Source organism: Micromonospora sp. NPDC052213 (assembly GCF_040679695.1).
Lineage (GTDB): Bacteria > Actinomycetota > Actinomycetes > Mycobacteriales > Micromonosporaceae > Micromonospora.
Genome location: NZ_JBFAVI010000288.1, coordinates 1 through 4,260, shown reverse-complemented (window position 1 = coordinate 4,260; position 4,260 = coordinate 1). Strand labels below are relative to the sequence as shown.

Annotated in this window: 2 protein-coding genes; both read right to left on the bottom strand. The window is 74.9% G+C overall.

Annotated features, from left to right (window positions below):
• Positions 1-1,560 (bottom strand): diguanylate cyclase (locus AB0L34_RS32995; protein ID WP_363709500.1); only part of this gene is annotated, 1,560 nt, incomplete at its 3' end.
• A 240-nt stretch (positions 1,561-1,800) separates the two neighbouring features.
• Positions 1,801-3,936, bottom strand: coding sequence for an NAD-dependent DNA ligase LigA (gene ligA / locus AB0L34_RS32990; protein WP_363709498.1), 2,136 nt, complete (start codon positions 3,934-3,936; stop codon positions 1,801-1,803).
• Between the last annotated feature and the right edge of the window lie 324 nt (positions 3,937-4,260).

The window sequence follows — 4,260 nt, the reverse complement described above, 5'->3', positions numbered from 1 at the left end:
CCCCTCGGCCAGGACCCCACCGGCCACGGTCCGGTCGGCCGCCCCCCGCGGCCCGTCGCCGGCACCCGGGAGCCCGGCCCGCGCGCCTTCCCCCGCCGGTAGGCCGTCCGGGGCGGCTTCCCCCGCCGGGAGCCCGGCCCGCGCGGCGTCCTCAGGCGGGAGCCCGGCCCGCGCGGCGTCCTCAGGCGGGAGCCCGGCCCGCGCGGCGTCCTCAGGCGGGAGCCCGGCCCGCGTCGCCGGCGGCGCGCCGGCCGGGCGGCCGGACTCCAGCACCCGGCGCAGGTCCGCGAGGAGGCCCAGCCGCTCGGCGGAGTTGTGGTCCGACTCGGCCGCGTAGACCGCCACGGTGTCGTTGCGGTGCTTGGCGTCGTACATCGCCACGTCGGCGTGGCGCATCAGGGTCGCGAAGTCCTCACCGTGTTCCGGGAAGAGCGCGACGCCGATGGAGCCGCCCACGTCGAGCGGCAGCCCGTCCAGGGACACCGGCTCGGCCAGCGCGCGGACCACCCGGTCGGCGAGGTCCCGGGCCTCATCGACGTCGGCCAGCCCGGTCATCACGATGGCGAACTCGTCCCCGCCCAGCCGGGCCACCATGTCCTCCCCGGCCACGCCGGTCAGCCGGGCGCTCACCTCGACCAGCAGCCGGTCACCCACCGCGTGCCCGAGGGCGTCGTTGACGTTCTTGAACCGGTCGAGGTCGATCAGGAGCAGCGCCAGGTGGGCGCCGGGCTCGCCGCGGGTTGCCCGTTCGGCGTGCAGGTGCACCTGCTCGCCGACCTCGGCCAGCAGCGCCTTGCGGTTGGGCAGGCCGGTGAGCGGGTCCAGTGAGGCCAGTTGCTGCTGCTCCACGCTGAGCCGGGCCATCCGGTAGACGGCGAACAGCGGCACCAGCACCAGCGGGATCAGCGCCGCACTGGCCCGGGCCGCGGCGACCAGCACCGGGGCGAGCAGCAGCAGCGAGCCGGTGGAGAGCAGCTCGAAGCCCAGCCCCTGCCGCAGGCTGGGCCACCAGCGGTCGCCGAAGCGCAGCCGGACGGCGGCGCTCACCAGCGCGTAGTTGACGGCGAACCAGGCCACCGTCGCGCCGCCCACGGCGGCCACGTCCGTCCAGCGCAGCGGGCCGCCGTCGAAGATGCCGCCGGGCCCGAGCCAGGTGACCACGTACGCGGCGGCCAGGGCGCAGGCGTACTGGCCGGCGTTGAAGGCCGTCCGCCAGGGGGCGTGCCCCATCCGCCAGCCGGAGACGACGACGGCCACCGCCTGCACGGCGACCGCCGGGCCGAACCCCCAGCCGAGCAGGATCGCGAAGGTGAAGCAGGTGGACGGGAAGACCGCCGAGGTCTGCCGGCGCCCGGGCGGGACGAACGGGCGCGCGTCGCAGCCGATGGCGAGGGCCGCCATCACCCAGAACGCCGCCGGCAGCTCCGGCAGCTCCTCCGGGAGGGCGAGCAGCGGGCGTACGCAGAGCAGCACGGCCAGCGCGACGACCGACCAGACGAAGACGAAGAACGGGCGTCCCCGGCCGGGCGGAACGGAGTTTCGCAGGTCGGCGGCCTCCATCGCACCTCCCGGGGGGCTCGGTCCACGAGGCGTGCCCGCTGACACGCCGTGCCGTCAATGAAACGCCCTCGGTGGTGCAATGCCCGACACGACAGTCGCGAATCGGTCGTAGTCGTAATTAAGTTGGTATCCGGGCCAGTCCCCCCAAGCCGCCCGGGACGGCGCCCGCCGACGACACCGCGAGGCGTCCGCCCGGGCGGCCTCCCCCACTCCCGGGCGGGCTTCCCCGCCGGCCCGCCGTCACTCCTCGATGCGGGCGGCCCCCCGGGCCGCGTCCGGGCCCTCGTCCAGCAGCACCTGGAAGCCCGCCTCGTCGAGGACGGGCACCTTGAGGCTGGCCGCCTTGTCCGCCTTGGAGCCCGGGTTGTCGCCCACGACCACGAAGGAGGTCTTCTTGGAGACCGACCCGCTGACCTTGCCGCCCCGGCTCTGGATCGCCTCGGCGGCCTGGTCGCGGCTGAACCCGGCCAGCGTGCCGGTCACCACGACGCTGAGCCCCTCCAGCGGGCGTGGCCCCTCGTCGACCACGTCCTCGGCCATCCGTACGCCGGCCTCGGCCCACTTGCGGACCACCTCGCGGTGCCAGTCGACGGCGAACCACTCCCGGATGCTCGCCGCGATCGTCGGCCCCACGCCGTCGACCGAGGAGAGCTCCTCCTCGCCGGCCCGGTCGATCGCCTCGACGGAGCGGAAGTGCCGGGCGAGCGCCCGCGCGGCGGTGGGCCCGACGTGCCGGATGGACAGCCCCACCAGCACCCGCCACAGGTCGCGTTCCTTGGCCACGGCCAGGTTGTCGAGCAGTTTGACCGCATTGCTGCCGAGGCTGCCGTCCTTGTTGACGAAGAAGGGCGACTTCGCGAGCTGCTCGGCGTCGAGGGAGAACAGGTCGCCCTCGTCGGTGATGATGTGGGCGTCGAGCAGCGCCGCCGCGCTCTTGTGGCCGAGCGCCTCGATGTCGAACACCTTGCGGCTCGCCAGGTGGAAGACCCGCTCCCGCAGCTGACCGGGGCAGGTGCGGGAGTTGGGGCAGCGGATGTCGACGTCGCCCTCCTTGGCCGGCGCCAGCGGCGAGCCGCAGGCCGGGCAGGTGGTGGGCATGACGAACGGCCGGGCGTCGGCGGGGCGCAGGTCGACCACCGGGCCGAGCACCTCGGGGATCACGTCGCCGGCCTTGCGCAGCACCACGGTGTCGCCGATCAGGACGCCCTTGCGCTCGACCTCCCGCGCGTTGTGCAGGGTGGCGTACGCGACGGTGGAGCCGGCCACCTTGACGGGCTGGAGCACGGCCCGGGGCGTGACCCGGCCGGTGCGGCCGACCTCGACGTCGATGTCGAGCAGCTTCGTGGTCACCTCCTCCGGCGGGTACTTGAAGGCGATCGCCCAGCGCGGCGCCCGGCTGGTCGAACCGAGCCGGCCCTGGATCGAGACCGGGTCGACCTTGACCACCACGCCGTCGATCTCGTGCTCGACGTCGTGCCGGTGCTCGGCGTAGTGGGCGATGAATTCCGCGACGCCGGCCAGGTCGGGCACCACCCGCCAACGGTCGCTGGTCGGCAGCCCCCACGCCTTCAGGGCCGCGTACGACTCGGACTGCGTCACCGGCTGGAAGCCGCGGCGGGCGCCGATGCCGTGCACCACCAGGCGCAGCGGACGGGACGCGGTGATCCGCGGATCCTTCTGGCGCAGGCTGCCGGCGGCCGCGTTGCGCGGGTTGGCGAACGGTGCCTTGCCCTGCTCGACCAGACCCGCGTTGAGGTCGGCGAAGGCGGCCACCGGGAAGTAGATCTCGCCGCGGACCTCGATGAACTCCGGCATGTCGGGGAACTCCGCCGACGCGGAGAGCTGGCCCGGCACGTCGCGGATGCTGCGCACGTTGGCGGTGACGTCCTCGCCGGTGCGGCCGTCGCCCCGGGTCGCCGCGCGGACCAGCCGCCCGCGCTCGTAGGTGAGGTTGATGGCGAGCCCGTCGACCTTCAGCTCGCAGAGGTAGGGCACCGGCCCGCCCGCGTCGCGCTCGACCCGCTCGGCCCAGGCCGCCAGCTCCTCGTCGGCGAAGGCGTTGTCGAGCGAGAGCATCCGCTCGGCGTGGGCCACCGGGGTGAAGTCCGTGGAGAAGGTGCCGCCGACCCGCTGCGTCGGCGACTCGGGTGTGCGCAGCGCGGGGAACTGCTCCTCCAGCGCCGCCAGCTCCCGCAACTGCCGGTCGAACTCGGCGTCGGAGATGGTCGGCGCGTCCAGCACGTAGTAGCGGTACTGGTGCTCGGTCAGCTCCTGGCTCAGGGTGGCGTGCTGCTCCCGCGCCTCCAGGGTCGGCTCGGCACCCGCGGCCGCCTCCTGTGCCGGAGTGACCTGCTGGTGGATGGCTTCCTCGGACACCGCGCGACCTCCCGTGATTCCGCTACCCCGGCACCGTATCGGTCCGGTGGGACAATCCGCCGGCCACCCGCCACGCCTGGGCGGCGCCAGGGCCACCGACGTGCGAGGATCGCCGGACTGCGGGCTGCGCCGGGTGGCCCGCCACCTGCGGCGTCCGCGCCGCACCGACTCTCGAGGCGGGGGTACGGATGCCGGAATGGCTGCTCTGGGCGGCGGCGGTCGCGCTGGCCGTGGCGGCCGGCTGGGCGTGGAGCGAGTGGCGGCGCGGTGCCCGTGACGACGCCCCGCGCCGACGGGAACGCCCGCGCGCCCGACCCGGCCGCG